This is a genomic window from Paraburkholderia agricolaris, assembly GCF_009455635.1.
GTDB classification, from domain to species: domain Bacteria; phylum Pseudomonadota; class Gammaproteobacteria; order Burkholderiales; family Burkholderiaceae; genus Paraburkholderia; species Paraburkholderia agricolaris.
Genome location: NZ_QPER01000002.1, coordinates 1526990 through 1542950, shown reverse-complemented (window position 1 = coordinate 1542950; position 15961 = coordinate 1526990). Strand labels below are relative to the sequence as shown.

General features: G+C 62.1%; 16 protein-coding genes and 1 pseudogene. 2 read left to right on the top strand and 15 right to left on the bottom strand.

Annotated features, from left to right (window positions below):
- Positions 1–225: 225 nt before the first annotated feature.
- The 6 genes from rhaS to rhaM form a co-directional block, all read right to left on the bottom strand.
- Positions 226–1233, bottom strand: a complete 1008-nt coding sequence (gene rhaS, locus GH665_RS28325) for a rhamnose ABC transporter substrate-binding protein (protein WP_028194734.1) — start codon at positions 1231–1233, stop codon at positions 226–228.
- Between the two features lie 93 nt (positions 1234–1326).
- Positions 1327–2343: an ABC transporter permease gene (locus GH665_RS28320; protein ID WP_153140533.1), complete on the bottom strand. Its 1017-nt coding sequence runs from the start codon at positions 2341–2343 to the stop codon at positions 1327–1329.
- On the bottom strand, positions 2336–3391 hold the full coding sequence (locus tag GH665_RS28315; protein WP_153140532.1) for an ABC transporter permease: 1056 nt from the start codon (positions 3389–3391) through the stop codon (positions 2336–2338). Before GH665_RS28315 ends, GH665_RS28320 begins: the two co-directional genes overlap by 8 nt.
- The gene (locus GH665_RS28310; RefSeq protein WP_153140531.1) at positions 3388–4917 is read right to left on the bottom strand and encodes a sugar ABC transporter ATP-binding protein; all 1530 of its coding nucleotides are present in this window, start codon (positions 4915–4917) and stop codon (positions 3388–3390) included. The genes GH665_RS28315 and GH665_RS28310 overlap by 4 nt, the downstream gene beginning before the upstream one ends.
- Before the next feature lie 53 nt (positions 4918–4970).
- Positions 4971–5864 (bottom strand): amidohydrolase family protein, encoded by an 894-nt coding sequence (locus tag GH665_RS28305; protein ID WP_153140530.1) that lies wholly within the window; start codon positions 5862–5864, stop codon positions 4971–4973.
- Between the two features lie 32 nt (positions 5865–5896).
- Positions 5897–6220 carry an L-rhamnose mutarotase gene (gene rhaM, locus GH665_RS28300; protein ID WP_153140529.1) on the bottom strand — a complete coding sequence of 108 codons (324 nt, stop codon included), beginning with the start codon at positions 6218–6220 and terminating at the stop codon, positions 5897–5899.
- 139 nt (positions 6221–6359) lie between these two features.
- On the opposite strand from rhaM, the gene GH665_RS28295 reads away from it, so the two are divergent.
- On the top strand, positions 6360–7358 hold the full coding sequence (locus GH665_RS28295) for a LysR family transcriptional regulator (protein ID WP_153140528.1): 999 nt from the start codon (positions 6360–6362) through the stop codon (positions 7356–7358).
- Between the two features lie 29 nt (positions 7359–7387).
- On the opposite strand, the gene lra1 is transcribed toward GH665_RS28295, so the two are convergent.
- The 5 genes from lra1 to GH665_RS28270 form a co-directional block, all read right to left on the bottom strand.
- Positions 7388–8170 carry an L-rhamnose 1-dehydrogenase Lra1 gene (lra1, locus tag GH665_RS28290; protein ID WP_153140527.1) on the bottom strand — a complete coding sequence of 261 codons (783 nt, stop codon included), beginning with the start codon at positions 8168–8170 and terminating at the stop codon, positions 7388–7390.
- 84 nt (positions 8171–8254) lie between these two features.
- Positions 8255–9433, bottom strand: a complete 1179-nt coding sequence (gene rhmD / locus GH665_RS28285; RefSeq protein ID WP_153140526.1) for an L-rhamnonate dehydratase — start codon at positions 9431–9433, stop codon at positions 8255–8257.
- Between the two features lie 48 nt (positions 9434–9481).
- The gene (locus tag GH665_RS28280) at positions 9482–10810 is read right to left on the bottom strand and encodes an MFS transporter (RefSeq protein WP_153140525.1); all 1329 of its coding nucleotides are present in this window, start codon (positions 10808–10810) and stop codon (positions 9482–9484) included.
- A gap of 89 nt (positions 10811–10899) precedes the next feature.
- Positions 10900–11652, bottom strand: a complete 753-nt coding sequence (locus GH665_RS28275) for an SDR family NAD(P)-dependent oxidoreductase (protein ID WP_153140524.1) — start codon at positions 11650–11652, stop codon at positions 10900–10902.
- A 37-nt stretch (positions 11653–11689) separates the two neighbouring features.
- Entirely contained in the window at positions 11690–12106 is a 417-nt protein-coding gene (locus tag GH665_RS28270; protein ID WP_153140523.1) for a hypothetical protein, read from the bottom strand.
- 96 nt (positions 12107–12202) lie between these two features.
- Here GH665_RS28270 and GH665_RS28265 point away from each other — a divergent pair.
- Positions 12203–12445, top strand: a pseudogene (locus GH665_RS28265) (IS5/IS1182 family transposase); the annotation flags it as partial.
- A 22-nt stretch (positions 12446–12467) separates the two neighbouring features.
- On the opposite strand, the gene GH665_RS28260 reads toward GH665_RS28265, so the two are convergent.
- From GH665_RS28260 to GH665_RS28245, 4 genes are read right to left on the bottom strand one after another with little or no spacing between them, the layout of a single operon-like run.
- The gene (locus GH665_RS28260) at positions 12468–13217 is read right to left on the bottom strand and encodes a GntR family transcriptional regulator (RefSeq protein ID WP_153140522.1); all 750 of its coding nucleotides are present in this window, start codon (positions 13215–13217) and stop codon (positions 12468–12470) included.
- Between the two features lie 36 nt (positions 13218–13253).
- Positions 13254–13640 carry an oxalurate catabolism protein HpxZ gene (gene hpxZ, locus GH665_RS28255; protein ID WP_153140521.1) on the bottom strand — a complete coding sequence of 129 codons (387 nt, stop codon included), beginning with the start codon at positions 13638–13640 and terminating at the stop codon, positions 13254–13256.
- Positions 13631–14326: a cysteine hydrolase family protein gene (locus tag GH665_RS28250; protein WP_153140520.1), complete on the bottom strand. Its 696-nt coding sequence runs from the start codon at positions 14324–14326 to the stop codon at positions 13631–13633. Before GH665_RS28250 ends, hpxZ begins: the two co-directional genes overlap by 10 nt.
- A complete protein-coding gene (locus GH665_RS28245) occupies positions 14323–15960 on the bottom strand; it encodes an ABC transporter ATP-binding protein (protein ID WP_167531020.1) in 1638 nt (545 codons plus the stop codon). Before GH665_RS28245 ends, GH665_RS28250 begins: the two co-directional genes overlap by 4 nt.
- Between the last annotated feature and the right edge of the window lies 1 nt (position 15961).

The following is a 15961-nucleotide window of genomic DNA, read 5'->3' as shown; positions in this document are numbered from 1 at the left end:
CAGGGATTAGTCCGCGTGTACGATAGCAGTTCGAGCGCACGACGCCCACGCCCGGCACACCGATTCATAGTATAGGTCTCAAAGTTCACGCCGAAGCCGCTTGTACGCCTTCAAAGTGGCTTCGGGTTTCGATCGGCCGACCTGCATATCCCGTACCAAACAGAGCGCCCCTGTCTGACAAACTGGGCGCCAATGCCCCGCATGGTGGCGCCCCGGGCTCGCTAATCAGAAATTGAAGTTATCGATATTGCTCGCATCGAACGTGGTCGGCGGTCCGAGAATGATTTCGCCCTGCGGTCCAATCGTGCGCTTGCCGAGCTTGCCTGCATCAAACGATTCGCCTTCCTTGCCGGTGATCGTTCCCGAGCACAGCGCGGCCGCCGCATAGGCTGCCAGATAACCTAGCTGATTCGGGTCCCACAACTGGAACGCCTTGACCGTTCCGTTCTTCACGAACGCACGCATCTGGTTTGGTGTGCCCAGCCCGGTCACCTGCACCTTACCCTTACTTGACGACGACGAGATATAACGCGCCGCCGCCGCAATGCCCACCGTAGTCGGCGCGACGATCGCCTTCAGGTTCGGATACGCCTGCAGCAAGCCCTGCGTTTCGACGAACGACTTCTGGTCGTCGTCGTTACCATACGCGATCTTCACAAGCTTGATCTTCGAATATTCGGGCTTTTTCAACTCCTCCTGCATCCACTTGATCCATGTGTTCTGATTGGTCGCGTTAGGCGTGGCCGACAGCACGGCGAATTCGCCCTCGCCGCCCATCAGCTTCGCGACCAACTGGATCTGACCTCGACCGATGCCCTCCGCGTTCGCCTGATTGACGAACAGCTGACGGCCCTCAGGCGCCGTGTCGGAATCGAAGGTCACGACCTTGATGCCTTGCGACATCGCTTTCTTCAGATAGGGCACGACCGCATTCGCGTCGTTGGCCGCGATCACGATCGCGTCCTGACGCTGCGTGATCAACGTGTTGATGTATTGCACCTGCGAAGATGCGCCCGCATCCGACGGCCCCACTACCTTGCCCACGCCGCCGAATTCCTTGATCGCGGCCATGCCGCCGTCGTCGGCAATCACTTCATAAGGGTTATTGATCTGCTTCGGCACGAAGGCAATCTTCAGACCGCTTTTCAGACCGGCAGCGGATGCCGCGCAACTGATCGCGACGAGAGCGACGCAGAGCGCGGCCTTGCCGGTATGACGTAGAGGATTGAACATGAGGCGTCTCCTGCTTTGTTGTTGGACGAATGGCTGTCCGGGTTGTCGGCATTTGGTATTCGGTATTTCTTCTGGAGCCGGTTAAGGAAAACGTTATAAGGATGCAGCGGACTTCGCGATAAAACGCCGGTCACGCGCCGCCCGCCAGCGGGCAACCAGATTGGGAATCAGCACTGACGCCAGCAGCAGCACACCGGTCACGATCGTCAGCGTTTCGCTCGACACGTCGTCGAGTGTCAGCGCGTTTTTCAGCACGCCGATAATCAGCAGCGACAGCAGCACGCCGAACATCGAGCCGCGTCCACCAAAGATACTCACGCCGCCGAACAGCACCGCCGCGATCACCGACAATTCGAAACCTTCGCCGTTGTCGCCGCGTGCGCTGGTGAAGCGCAGCGTATACACCACGCCGGCCAGCGCGCTCATCGCGCCGGACAGCACGAATAGACGCAGCCTGATCTTCGCGACTTCGATACCGGAGAAAGCCGCGGCGGTCGAATTCGCGCCGATTGCGTAGAGGCTGCGGCCGAACGCGGTGGACTGCAGCAGCACGGTAAACAGCACCGCGCCGACAATCACGATCGCAAAGGGCAACGGGATGAAGGTCGAGCCGACCGTATCCATGCCGAACGCCGTATAGGCGGGCGGAAAATCCGCCACGGCCTGATCGCCGAGCAACACGTAGGCAAGGCCCCGGAACAGCGCCAGCGTGCCGATGGTGACCGCGAGCGAAGGCAGATTGAGCTTGACGATCACCAGACCGTTCAGCAGACCCGCCAGCGCGCCGGCAATCAGAACGAGCACGATCACCACCGGCATCGGCAGGCCCATGTGCCATAGCACCCCCATCAGCGCACTGGAGGCGCCCAGCACCGATGCCACTGACAGATCGATTTCAGCGGCCACGATAATCAGCGTCATGGGCAGCGCCATCAACGCGATCTCGGTCAGATCGGCGAGGATATTGCTGACATTCGCACCGGTGAGGAACACCGGCGACAACCACCGCCCGAGCGCAAGCGACAAAGCCAGCACGACAACCAGCAGCACTTCCCATTGCAACGGCGTTTCGCGTTTGCGCGTGAGCAGCGCGGAATCGGGTTTAGCCATGATCGCGTTTCCTCATCATGCGTTTGGCGACGGAGCGGGCCAGCAAGGTATCGGCGGTAATCGCGGCGACGATCAGCGCGCCCTGGATTGCCTGCTCCCAGAATGGTGAGACGTGCAGCACGACCAGCGCGATACTGATCACACCCAGCACGAGCGCGCCGAGCGTGGCGCCGAGAATAGTGCCCACACCGCCGGTGATCGCGACGCTGCCCACCACGGCAGCGGCAACCACCTGCAATTCGATGCCCTTCGCGGTGCTTGCGTCGACGGTGCCGAAGCGTGCGAGCCACAACGCGCCCGCAAAACCGGCAATTGCGCCCGACAGCAGAAAACCCGCCATCACGCGACGCTCGACGTTCACGCCGGCAAGCCGCGCCGCCTCCGGGTTCGAGCCGATCGCGTAATGCTCCCGTCCGCCGCGAAACTGCTTCAGATAAACAGCCAGACCGGCAAGCACGACGAGCGCGATCAGCGCGAGCGTCGGTATGCCGAAGAAGGTGCCGGTAGCGAGATGGGAAAACGCATCGGGCAAACTGGTCGCGTTGATCTGGCCGCCGTGTACCCATGCATAGTCCGCGCCGCGAAAAATGTAGAGCGTGGAGAGTGTCGCCACCAGCGAGGGCACCCGCCCCACCGCAACGAGTAACGCATTGATACTGCCCGCCACCAGACCGATCGCGAGTCCGGCCAGCAACGCAACGATCACCGGCATCTGCGGAAAAGCGACGTACAGACTGCCGACCGCATAGGCGCTGATGCCGACCGTCGAGCCGACCGACAGATCGATATGCCGCATCAGGATCACCACCGTCATGCCGGCTGTCAGCAAGCTGATAATCGACACATTCAGCAGCACGTCACGCAGATTCTGCAGATTCAGAAACTGCGGCTTCGCGAGCCCCGTGCCCACAATCAGCAGGATCAGCACGACAAACAGCGTGGTCTCGCGGCTCTTCGCGAGGCCCGCGACGAAACCGCCGGGCGCGCTGCCGCGCCCGGGAGCCGCCGCCTGAACCGGCGCGGGATGGGTGGAGGAATGGCGCATCATGCCGCGTGCCCCAACGGAGGAAGCGGCTGACCGAGCGCGGCGCCCATGATGCGCTCTTCGTCGGCTTCGGCACGCGCGATATCGGCGCTGATACGGCCCTCGTGCATGACCAGTACGCGATCGGCCATGCCGAGCACTTCCGGCAACTCGCTCGAAATCATCAGCACCGCCATGCCGTCGCGCACCAGTTCGGCCAGCGCGCTGTACACCTCGGCTTTGGCGCCGACGTCGATGCCGCGCGTGGGTTCGTCGATGATGAGCACCTTGGGATGAGTGGCAAGCCACTTGCCGAGCACGACCTTCTGCTGGTTGCCGCCGGAAAGCGTGCCGACCGGCGCATTGGGGTCGGCCGCCTTGAGACGCAAGCGCGTGCCCCATTTATCGGCCAACTGTGTTTCGCTGCGGGTGGAAATCAGGCCATGTTTGACGAGACGTCCGAGCACCGTCATCGAGGCATTGCGCGCGATGCTCAATTCCAGTGCCAGCCCTTGCTGGCGACGGTCCTCCGGAACCAGCGCGAGACCCGCGCGTACTGCCGCCGCCGGACTACCCGCTGCGAGCCGCTGCCCGCCGATCGAGATCTCGCCCGAGTCGAGCGGATCGATGCCGAAGATCGCGCGCGCCACCTCGCTGCGACCCGCGCCGACGAGCCCTGCCAGCGCGACAATCTCGCCGGCGCGGACCTCGAAGGAAATGTCCTTGAAAACGCCCACGCGGGTGAGTCCACGCACGGACAGGCGCACTTCGCCCGGCGGGCGTTCCGCTTTCGGATAGAACGTCTCCAGATCGCGGCCCACCATCTTCGCGACAATGGATTCGGTGGTGAGATCGGCGGTCAGGCCGTCGAACACCTTCGCGCCGTCACGCATGATCGTGACCCGTTGCGTCAGCGTGAACACTTCGTCCAGCCGGTGTGTGATGAACAGAATCGCGACATCGCGTTCGCGCAGCTTGCGCACGATTGCAAAGAGCCGCTCCACTTCGGGCAGCGACAAGGCGGCGGTCGGTTCGTCCATGATCAGCACGTTCGCATTCAACGACAACGCCTTCGCAATCTCGATCACCTGCTGATCGGCAATCGACAGGCCACGCACCAGTTGATCCGCCCGCAGATCGACCCCGAGCGAGGCCAGCAAGCCGTCCACTTCGCGCCGCATGGCGTCGTACTGAATGCGGCCGATCCGGTCGACCGGCTGCCGTCCCATGAAGATGTTCTCCGCAATCGACAGATCGAAGAACAGCGTCGGCTCCTGATAGATCACCGCCAGACCCGCGTCGCGCGCTTCGGCAGGTGTCGCGAAGCGACGCGCCACACCGTCGACGCGCAACTCGCCGGTATCCGGCTGATGCACGCCCGCCAGAATCTTCACGAGCGTCGATTTGCCCGCGCCGTTTTCGCCGAGCAATGCATGGACTTCACCCGGCCACAATGCGAGGTCGCCGTCGGATAACGCGCGGACCCGGCCGAACGATTTGCTCGCGTGCCTTAGTTCGAGCCTGGGCACAGCGGATGGGGATGGCTGCACTACGTGTCTCCTTCTTTTTTACTTTCGGGAATGCGTCAGACGCGCCCGGTACGTCAAATACGATAGATACGCTCCGCGTTGCGGCAAAACAGTGCTGCTTTTTCAGCATCGCTCGCACCGTCGACGATCGACGCATACGCGTGCCACAAGTCCTGGTAAGAACCGAACAACCGGTCGACCGGAAAATTCGACGCGAACATGGCGCGCTCGACGCCGAACGTATCGATCGTTTCGAGCACATATGGCCGCAAACTCTCGACCGTCCACTGATGATCGAACATGGCAAGCCCGCTGATCTTCACCGCGACATTCCTGCACCCGGCGAGCAATCGCATGCCGTCGCGCCACGCGCGATAACCGGCGACACTGCTGCGGTCCACGAACATGCCCGCATGGTTGACGATAAAAGCCGTATCGGCATGGGCGCGCGCCAACTCCGCTGCCGCTTCCATCTGCGACGGATACAGTTGCAGATCGAACGACAGGTCGTGACGGCGCAGCAACGCAAAATGCTCACGCCACTGCGGCTCGCGCATGAAATGACGGCCCACGTAATCGAACAGCTTGTTCTCGTGCACGTTCAGGATCTGCCTGATGCCACGCATATTGCCGAACGACGCATGTGCCTCGAGTAGTTCCGCTGCATTCGCCGCGGACAGATCCACTGCGGCGACAATCGCATCCGGCATGCCGCGCGAGCCCGGACGCTCCGCAATGGATTGCAGCCAGCGGGTTTCCTCAACGGGATCGGCGGGGTCGTGATTCGCTTCCACGTGCACCAGCTTCAACACCTCGATATCGCCCGCCTCGCCAAGCAGATCGTCGAGCAGATAGTCGTGCTTCAGCGCGCGCGCGTCTCCCACGAACGACACGCCCGGGTTTTCCAGCCACGGATAACGATGCGTCTTCAGGTCCCACAAATGGATATGCGAATCGACAACCTGCATGCAACATCCTCCACGCCAAGGCCCAGGCAAAATCAGCTAGGTGAACTCAAATGAAAGACCGGTTCGAGCGGTTGCTGAAGCGGCGTATGGTCGGGGGCCGTGTGCATGATGTCGGCCATGTAATCCCACCATTTGCGCATCACGTCGAGTTGCGGCAGCGCGTTCATCGTGTGATTCGTGGTGCGCGTCAGAACCGCGAATAGGTGGTTAGATTCGGCGTCGAAGAAAATCCGATAGTCGTGCACGCCGGCGTTGTGCAATGCATCAACCAGTTCAGGCCAGATCTGCGCATGACGTCGCTCGTATTCTTCGCGCATGCCGGGGTTGAGCACCATCCGGAAAGCGATTGTTTCCATTGCGGCCTGTCTCCCGTCGTATCCGGGCGCTTTCCCTGAGAAGCGTGGAAGCGTCCGATACGACTATAATTCCTGCGTCGATAGCATCTCAATCCGTTGTTGGGATTGGGCGATCCACAAACCGAATCGCACCGGAATCATGAGCCAACACTCAGCTGCCATCGCACTCGTCAATCGGCTCAAGTTCAAGCACCTCGCGCTGCTCGTCGCGCTCGACGACGCGCGCAATCTCCATCAGGCCGCCGAGGCGATCAATGTCGCGCAACCCAGCGCGAGCCGCATGCTCGGCGACATCGAGGAAGCGTTTGGCTTCCTGCTGTTCGAACGCAACGCACGCGGCATGACGCCCACACCGCTCGGTGTCGTCACGCTGGCCTACGCGCGCCGGGCACTTGCCGAGCTGACCCGGTTTGCCGAAGACCTCGAGGTCAAACGGCGCGGCGGACATGGACAGTTGACCGTCGGCGCCATCATGGGCGCCGCGCCCGATCTGCTGGCCATGGCGGTCGCCGCCCTGAAAACCGAAAGCCCCTTGCTGAACGTGCGCATTCTGGGCGAAACCAGCGACCAGGTCGTGCAATTGCTGCATCGCCGCGAAGTCGACCTGGCACTTGGACGCCTGACCAGTCCGTTGCAGCACAACGACTTCAGTTTCGAGCCGCTCGCCCGCGAAACCTTGCTGCTGGTGGTGCGTTCGGTGCATCCGCTGGCGCAGCGCTCGCGCATTACCTTGCGGGAGCTGATCGACTGGCCGTGGGTCGCGCAACCGGTCACCAGTCCGGCACGCGTGCTGTTCGAAGAGGAGCTCGCGCGTGCCGGCCTTGCGACGCCGGTCAATCTGACCGAGTGCGCGTCGATTTTCGCGACGCTGCAACTGCTCGAGAACTACGACGCCGTGGCCATGCTGCCCGAGTCGGTCGTGCGCGATCATGTGCGCGGCAAGCTGCTTGTCGCGCTGCCCCTCGAAATCGGCAAGAGCCTCGCCGGGTTCGGCATTCTCACGCGCAAGGAAGAAGCCCTCGCCGATCCGGCACTGCGCTTTATCGAACTGCTGCGTGGCTTCTCGCGCAAGCTGAAACGCGACGATTCCAGCACTGCGATCACCGAACCTGGGACCGTATCCGCGCCGGTTAGCTGAAGGCGGCCTCATCGCGTCGCTGTCGCGCATCACTGCAAGTTGACGAACAGTCCGCCGTCCACCAGCAGCGCGGCGCCTGTGACGTAGCGCGCGCGGTCGGAAGCGAGAAATACCACGCAATCGGCGACATCCTCCGGACGGCCCAAGCGGCCCAGCGGAATGCGCTTCTCGAAGTAGGCTTTTTTCGCTTCGTCGGCGAGATCTTCCGCGTTCAGATCGGTCGCGATCGTGCCCGGCATGACCGAGTTGCAGCGAATGCCGTACGGCCCCAACGCTACCGCGCAGGACTGCATCAGCGAATGCACGCCCGCTTTGGTGGGCGTGTAATGCGTTTGCATGCCGCCGCCCACCAGGGCGCTGATCGAGCTGGTCGCGACAATCGCGCCGCCCGTGCCCTGCGCTTTCATCTGCTGCGCGGCGGCCTGCGTGACGTAGAACGCTCCGTTCAGATTGACGGCCACCGTCGACTCCAGGATGTCGGGCGGCATGTCGAGAAAGGCGTGGAACGGGCAGATGCCGGCATTGCTCGCGAGCACGTCGACCCGGCCAAACGCTTCAACCGTTTGGCGCACGAGTTCCTGACCGGTTTCGCGCGCGGCGACATTGCCTTCGACTGCGATCACGCGCCGTCCCAGCGCTTCGATTTCACCGATCACTTCCGCGACGGCCGAGCGCCGTCCGTACGATGCGTCGTTATCGCCCCAGTAGTTGATCGCCACATCCGCGCCTTCGGCGGCGCACGCAACCGCTATCGCGCGGCCAATGCCCCGCGAACCGCCGGTGACGATCACGACCTTATCCTTGAGCAACACGTTCCTCTCCTGTTGGCTGAATCAGTACGATGTCTTGCAGATCGAAATCGAGGCTGCATCGCCTTTCGCGCGCATCCAACGCGCTCAGCGCGGATAGGGCCGCACCAGTGCGCATTCCGGATTGAGCCGCACGCCGAAACCCGGTGTGTCCGGCACTTTCATTCGCCCATTCACCGGCACCGGTTCGTCGAGCAGCAGCGGCGTAAACATCGGCACCACTTCATCCGCTTTCGGCGCCATCATCAGAAACTCGGCGAACGGCGAGTTGTGCCGCGTAACGACGAAGTGATAGCTATATACCGAGGAGCCATGCGGCACCACCATCACGTTGTGGGCATCGGCGAGCGCGGAGATCTTGATGAGTTCGGTGATGCCGCCGCACCAGCCCACGTCCGGCTGGATCAGATCGCAGCACTGCATTTCCAGCAGCATGCGAAAGCCCCAACGCGTCGCTTCATGCTCGCCGGTCGACACCATCATGCCGCGCGGCACGTTGCGGCGCAGTTCGGCGTAACCCCAGTAGTCGTCCGGCGGCAGGCACTCTTCGATCCATTTCAGACCGTACTCATGCGCCGCCTGCGCGAGGCGCGTTGCATACGGTACGTCGAGACTCATCCAGCAGTCGTACATCAGCCAGAAGTCGTCGCCAACCCGGCTACGCATCTCGGCGAGCTTGTCCAGATTCTTTCGAAGACCATCCTCGCCTTCCGCGGGACCATGCTGCAACGGCAATTTCCCGCCGATGAAACCCATCTCCTTCGCGAGATCGGGACGCGCGCCGGTCGCGTAAAACACGAGTTCGTCGCGCACGGGGCCGCCCAATAGCTGGTACACCGGCTCCTTGCGGACCTTCGCGAGCAGATCCCACAACGCGAGATCGACACCCGAAATCGTATTCAGCACCACGCCTTTGCGCCCGTAGTACAACGTCGAGAAATACATCTGATCCCACATTTTCTCGATATCGGTAACAAGCTGGCCTTCGAGAAAACGTGCGAGATGTTTTTCGACGATGAAGGCGCCGATCTCACCGCCCGTTGTTACCGCGAAACCGACCGTGCCGTCGCTCGCTTCGATCTCGACGACCAGCGTGCCGAGCACGTTGATACCGAACGACTGGCGGCTCTGACGATACTCGGGGTAACGCGCCATCGGTGTGGAAATGTGATCGTCGATCCAGTGTCCGTCGGGTTGATCGTGATAATCCGCCCCGCCGCCGCGGACGATGAAGGCACGCACGTGCCGGATAGTAGGCATGGCCATGAAGAGGGCTCCGTTGTTGGTGCGTCTGACGCGCAGCCGAAAATGCGCCTAGCGGGCGCGGTGCAGCAAGTGCTGGAAAGACCCGGATGAATGGGCGCCGTCACGTCGCAATAGCGTGCCGATCATGAGCGCCGCGAGCAGACTCGACACGCCCAATACGATCAGCCCGGCCGAGGTTGAGGAAAAGGTCCGTTCCGCGGCGGTGCGCAGGCTGGGCGCAATAAATCCACCAAGGCCGCCGAGCGAATTGATTAGCGCGATGCCACCCGCCGCCGCGGCACCCGTGAGGTAGCGCGTTGGGAAGGTCCAGAACAGCGGTTGCGCCGCGATAAAGCCGCTGGCCGCGAAGCACAGCGCGATCAGGCCGATCGACGGGCTATGCGCGAGTCCCGAAGCACCGATGCCGAGGCCCGCGAGCACCAGCAGCGCGACAGCCCAGCGCCGGTGCCCACCCGTACGGTCGGCACGACGCGGCACGTACCACGTCACGGCCAATGCACACAGCCACGGCAACGCGGCGACGAGGCCCACGCGCAAGCCGACCGTCGTACCGAGCAAAGCGGCCACCTGTTGCGGCAAATAGAAGATCACCCCGTAGACACTCATCTGGATCAGCAGATAGATCGCCGAGAGCAGCAACACCCGGCGATCCACCAGCGCGGCGAGAATATGATGCGGCCCATGCGCGGAAGCGGCGCGCGCATCGTCGTCGAGCGCGGCGCGCAAGGTGCTGCGCTCTTGCGCGTCGAGCCAACCCGCGTCTTCAGGGCGATTGTCGAGATACCAGAACGCCCATACGCCGACCATGGAAGCCAATGCCCCTTCGATCAGAAACAGCCACTGCCAGCCGGCCAGACCCATCATGCCGTGCATCTCGAGCAATGAGCCCGACAACGGACTGCCGAAGATAAACGCCAGCGGCGCGCCGAAATAAAACACGCCGACCGCTCGCGCGCGCGCCGTTTGCGGAAACCAGTGGGTCAGGTAATAGATCACGCCGGGGAAGAAACCTGCTTCGGCGACACCCAGCAGGAAACGCAGCGTGTAGAAAGCAGTCGGCGTATGCGCGAGACACATCGCCGCCGAGACGAGCCCCCAGGTCACCATGATCCGGCACATCCACGCGCGCGCGCCGACCCGGTGCAGCAGAAGATTGCTCGGCACCTCGAACAAGGCATAGCCCACGAAGAACACGCCCGCGCCGAACGCAAAAGCCGCATTGGACAGACCCGTATCGTGCTGCAACGCCTTCTGCGCGAAACCGATATTGGCGCGATCGAGAAACGCCAGCACGTACATCAGCAACAGAAACGGCAACAGCCGGCGCATGACCTTGCTGTTGATCGCCTCCAGCGAAGCGGGCGAATGCGGATTCATGTCGTCTCCTTCGCAGAGCATGCGGGTCGCGCTCTGCGTTTTTTACTCTTGCACTGCCACGGCCGCCGCTCAGGTCACCCGGCGATAGCTCAGTAAGTGGCGCGGCCGCCGGACAGATCGAATACCGAACCGGTGCTGAACGCGCAGTCTTCGGAGGAGAGCCAGAGAATCAGTGACGCTGCTTCTTCCGGCAACAGAAACCGGTTCATTGGAATCTTCGAGAGCATGTAGTCGATATGCTGCTGCGACATCGAATCGAAGATCTCCGTTTTGGCTGCGGCCGGCGTGACCGCGTTGACGAGGATGTTCTTCGTCGCCAGTTCTTTGCCGAGCGATTTGGTCAAACCGATGAGTCCGGCTTTGGAGGCGCTGTAGTGCGAGGCGTTCGGGTTGCCCTCTTTACCGGCCACCGAGGCGATATTGACGATTCGCCCGTAGCCTTGCTTGAGCATCTGCGGCACGACCGCGCGGCAGGTGAGATACGGGCCGATCAGATTCACGTCGATCACGCGGCGCCAGACCTCGGGGTCCAGCTCCCACGTCGCGCCGTTGCCGCCGGTGATGCCGGCGCAGTTGATCAGCACGTCGATCGCACCATGCGCCGCGAGTGTTTGCGCCACTGCCTGAGCGACCGATGCCTCCTGGGTGAGTTCGACCGTGACGGCCGTTACCTTGCCCAGTTCGCTGAGTTCTTGCTGACTACGCGCGAGCCGCTCGGCGTCGATGTCCCACAAGGCGACCGATGCACCCGACTTCAGCGCTCGTTGAGCCACCGCGTAGCCAATGCCGCGCGCGCCGCCGGTAATGGCGACAACACGCCCCTCCAGATCGATTCGGTTCATTGCTGTGCTCCTGCGGCAGGCCTTGGCGGCTTGCCTTTCAGTTGTTGTATTTCTGCTGATCGTGCTGCGTTTGCTTTCGTTCAGTCAATATACGAGCGGTGCGATACGCTAACAATCCGTGTATTGAAGGAGGTGATAACAAAAGCGAATCGGTGGGTGCCGTCTTCAGGTTTGTTCCGTGGCGACTGGTTCTTCGTAAATCAAACCTGTCCTGAGTAAATAAACCTGTTCTGCCGATTTCCTGTAATTGAAACTGGCCAGACTCCGCCGGCGTATGACTGCCGTTTGTAAATAGACGTGGCCTGGCAACCGTCAATCCGTTGCCTAGCGTGGGCTTCGCGGCAGCGCGGTCTACTAGACGGAAAGTAAGCAGGCGTGCTTTGACGCGGCAGTTTTGACTCACCCGAAGGCTGGAGCTCCTCCAGTCAACTTGTGCCATCACGACAATAGTCATCGAACACGCCCGGCGCATCGTCGCTATATGAGTCGAGCAACCAGCGACCGCGCAAATGAAACTCACTGCCCTATATCAACAAAAAGTCCAGTCCGTAGAGCCATTCATCGATTCACGACCGTCGAGCATGACATGAATCTGCGAGTTTGCTGGCCCAGCGCTTGCCCGCGTTGCCCTATGAAGGAGCACTGTTCACCCAGCGACTATCGCCGTATCCGAAGATGGGAGCACGAAGACATACTGGAAGCTATGGAGCGCCGGCTTGACCGGAAGCCCGATGCAATGACCATCCGCCGAAGTACTGTCGAGCATGTCTTCGGTACGCTCAAGCACTGGATGGATCACGATCTGTTGAGGTCACTCACGAAACAAACGGCAACTTGCTATCGCGCGCGGCGGCCAGCATGGAGAGCGTGATCTTGCGCACTTCCAGCTTGCTCTGCGTGATATGCGCGCGCAACAGGATGATCGCTTCGGTCACCCGGTTGCGTTCGATCAGGTTCAGCATGGTGGAATGCTCGTCGTAGGTGGCGCTCGTGCGGTGCGGTTTGAGGAAGTCCAGTCGCCGCACGATGCGGATGCGCTCGGTCACTTCGTTATGCACGCGCAGCATCTCCGCGTTGCCGGTAGCCGCGACCAGTTGACGGTGGAAGTTCTCGTCCATGCCGAACATCTTCACCGGGTCGCTCTCACGCGATTCGGGTTCGACGCACCATATCGTTTTTAGCGCTTCCACGGCGGCGTGCGCGACGTCGCCACCCGCCCCCACACGTTCGACGGCCGCCACTTCCAGTACGATGCGCAAATCGTAGAGTTGATCGAGCTGATCGAAATTGATCGGCGAGACTTTCCAGCCGCGCCGGAAGCCGACTTCCAGATAGCCCTCGCGTTGCAAACGAAACAGGCCGTCGCGCATCGGCGTGCGCGACACGCCGTAGTGTTGCGCGATGCCGTTTTCGGAAAAGCGGTCGCCGGGAAACAGGCGAAAGCTGAAGATATCGTTCTTCAGTTGCTGGTACACCTGCTCGGCGAGCGGATTGGCTGCCGCCGGCACGGCAGGCATGTCAGGTGCTGCGGGAGTCTCGAGCAGATTCGTCGTATCGTCGTTCATTGATGCCACATCCCCTTTTTTCTTATTATCGGCGTTTCATGGCATGGCGATAAGGCTGACGTGCGCCGCAACGATTTTCCAGCTGTCGGCGGGACCAAACCTCGCCCACGTCTGCATCTGGCGGCCGATCAAAGGTGTCGCGTCGCTGGTAAATTCCGTGCTGACGGTGGCGAAGTCCGTGCCGAACGTCGTCACCACGGTGCGATGCAGTTTGCGCGACTTCGGCACCGGCTCGCAAGTCTCGCGCCACGCGCGGATCGCTTCGCCGCCATGCTGGATTTCGGCGATGCCATAGCGGACCGTCTCCGGCGTGTGCCAGAAAAGCGCGTTCATCGCCGCAACGTCGTTGTCGACCAGCGCCCGCTCGTATTCGATAAAGGCTGCCTGCACTTGAGCTACCACTTCGGGCTGATTTATCTCCATGCCGGGATCGTCTCGTCGAGTTTCGTCAATGAAGAAAGCGGCGCGGTCCAGCCGACAATACCGCCTTGCGAACGCACCATGTCGAGCGTCGCCTGTTTGAACGCGGGGAAATAGCTGGCGGTCGCGTCTTCGATCAGCAAACTGTCGTAGCCGCGGTCGTTGGCTTCGCGCATCGAGGTCTGCACGCACACTTCGGTAGTCACGCCCGCGAACACGAGATGCGTGATGCCGCGCATCGCGAGCTCTTCGCCGAGCCGGGTGGCGTAGAACACGCCCTTGCCAGGTTTGTCGATCACGAGTTCACCGGCAAGCGGCGCGAGCGGCTCGATGATCGCATTCCCGGGCTCCCCGCGAATCAGGATGCGCCCCATGGGTCCTGCATCGCCGATGCGGGCGTTGGGCGCACCTCTGAGCCGTTTCGCCGGCGGGCAGTCAGACAGATCCGCCTCATGCGATTCACGCGTATGCACCACGAGCCATTGATGCCCGCGCGCGAAGGCCAGCAATGCCGCGACGGTCGGCACGATCTCGGCCAGCAGCGACACGTCGTTACCAAGCGATTCGCCGAAGCCGCCCGGTTCGATGAAATCGCGCTGCATGTCGATTACGACCAACGCGGTTTTCGTGGGGGCCAAGGTGAAGGGACCCGGTTTGGCGTCGATCGTCAACGGGGTTTGCTGTGTCATCCGATGGCTTCCTTCATTCTCTCTGTGGGTACGGCGTGATGCGCCGGGGCATCGCCGTGCCCCGCCATATGCTGACCGAGCACGGTCCGGTCCGCGCGCGCCGCAGGCGTCTCGAACACGAGTTTGCCCTCCGCGATCACCACGATGCGGTCCGCCAGTTCGAGCAGTTCGTCGAGGTCTTCGCTAACCAGCAGCACCGCCGCGCCAGCATCGCGTGCGGCCATCAGACGGGCATGGATATCGGTAACCGACGCGAAATCCAGACCGAACACAGGATTCGCGACGATCAGCACATCCACCGGCTGTCCGAGTTCGCGTGCCAGCACCGCGCGCTGCACATTGCCGCCCGACAGCGTGCCGATGGTTCGTTCGGGTAGCGGTGGACGCACATTGAACTCGGCGATCAGCTGCGCAGCGCGCTCACGCATGGCACGCCGGTCGAGCCACCAGCCGCCGCGCCGCAACGGCTCGCGATCGAAGTCGCGCAGCGCGAGGTTCTGCGCCACGCTCATTGCGGCGACGCAGGCGTTTTTCAGTGGTTCCTCTGGAATCGCGAACACGCGCCTTTGAGTCATCTCTTCACGCGTTGCATGGTAGGCCTTGCCCGCCACCTCCATGTCGCCGGCTTTCACGCGACGTTGACCGACCAGCGCTTCCACCAACTCCTTTTGTCCATTGCCGGAAACGCCCGCAAGCCCGAGGATTTCGCCCGCGCGCACGGACAGCGTCGCGTGCTTGACTGCTGTGTGGCCGCGATCGTCTTCGACTGAAACGTCGTGCAACGCGAGACGCACCTGCGCCGTTTCGTCAACGGGTTTGCGTGGCAGGCGCTCCACGGTCACCGCGGCCATCACCGGCGCTTCGTCCTTCAAAGAGACCTCGTTCGGCGCATGCGTAGCGACGGTGCCCATCATCCACGCTGCGAGCTCATCGCGGCTGGTGTTGGCAACCGCGCTCGTGCCGACTTGCCTGCCCTTGCGCAACACGGTGACGTCGTCGGCATAGGCCATCACTTCGCGGAACTTGTGCGTGATCATCAGCACCGTCAGCTCGCCGCGCGAGGTCAGATCGCGCATCAGGCCGAGCACTTCGTCCGCTTCCTGCGGTGTCAGGACCGAAGTGGGTTCATCGAGAATCAGGAAGCGCTGCTGCAAATATAGCTGCTTCAGGATCTCGAGTTTCTGCTTTTCACCGGCAGCGAGCATGGCCACCGGCGCGTCGAGCGACAAGCGGAACGGCATGCGCTGCATGAACGCTGCAAGCGCGGCGCGCTCGCCCTTCCAGTCGATTTTCCACGGCATCCGCCCGTGCGCGAGCAGCAGATTTTCTTCGACCGAAAGGCCGGACGCTAATGTGAAATGCTGATACACCATGCCGATGCCGAGCGCCTGTGCATCACGCGGCGACGCGATGTGGACCTCACGATCATCGGCGGCGATCTGCCCGTCGTCGAGCACGCCGTAGCCGACCAGTCCTTTCACGAGCGTGCTCTTGCCCGCCCCGTTCTCGCCGAGCAGCGCGTGAATCGTGCCGGCTTTGACCTTGATCGAGACGCTATTCAATGCGCGAAACGCGCCGAACGATTTGCTTGCGTTCAGCACTTCCACACCCAATGCCTTCGGCGCCGTGGTCATG